This is a genomic window from Mycobacterium simiae (assembly GCF_008370645.1).
Classification (GTDB): domain Bacteria; phylum Actinomycetota; class Actinomycetes; order Mycobacteriales; family Mycobacteriaceae; genus Mycobacterium; species Mycobacterium simiae_A.
The window spans coordinates 1-826 of record NZ_VTZN01000445.1; the positions used below are offsets into that span (position 1 = coordinate 1).

Sequence of the window (826 nt, forward strand, 5' to 3'; positions counted from 1 at the left end):
GGAAAAGCACTGCTATGACATCCCGATCTGCTGGTCGCTGCGATCGATATTCGATGCGCTGGACGGACTGGACCAGGTCGACCAGAAACTGACCGACCTGGTGAACGACACCAAAAACCTGGACCGGCTGATGCCGCAAATGCTCACGACGTTTCCGCCCATGATCGAGAGCATGGAGTCCATGCGGACCATGATCTTGTCCATGCACAGCACCATGGCGGGCTTCTACGATCAGATGAACGAGATGAGCGATAACGCGACAGCCATGGGTAAAGCGTTCGACGCCGCCAAAAACGACGATTCGTTCTATCTGCCGCCCGAAGTTTTCAAGAACAAAGACTTCCAGCGGGCCATGAAATCGTTCCTGTCGCCAGACGGGCACGCCGCCCGGTTCATCATCCTGCACCGTGGAGATCCGCAATCGGCCGAGGGGATCGCGAGCATCAATGCGATTCGCACGGCGGCCGAAGAGGCGCTCAAAGGAACACCGTTGGAGGACGCCAAGATCTACCTGGCCGGCACCGCGTCCGTCTTCTACGATATCTCCGATGGTGCTAAATGGGATCTGCTGATTGCAGGCATTTCTTCGCTGTGCCTTATTTTCATTATCATGCTTATCCTCACCCGTTCCTTTATTGCGGCCGCAGTCATCGTGGGCACGGTCGCGCTGTCACTGGGCGCCTCATTCGGGCTGTCCGTGCTGCTGTGGCAGCACATTCTCAGCATCGATTTGCATTACATGGTGCTCGCGATGTCTGTCATCGTTCTGTTGGCGGTGGGATCGGACTACAACTTGTTGCTGGTTTCTCGGTTCAAAGAGGAAATT

General features: G+C 55.8%; 1 protein-coding gene. It reads left to right on the forward strand.

Annotated elements, in window-relative coordinates; all coding sequences use genetic code 11:
• The coding region (locus F0Q45_RS26345) for an MMPL family transporter (RefSeq protein ID WP_149656636.1) at positions 1–826 on the forward strand (826 nt) is incomplete at both ends.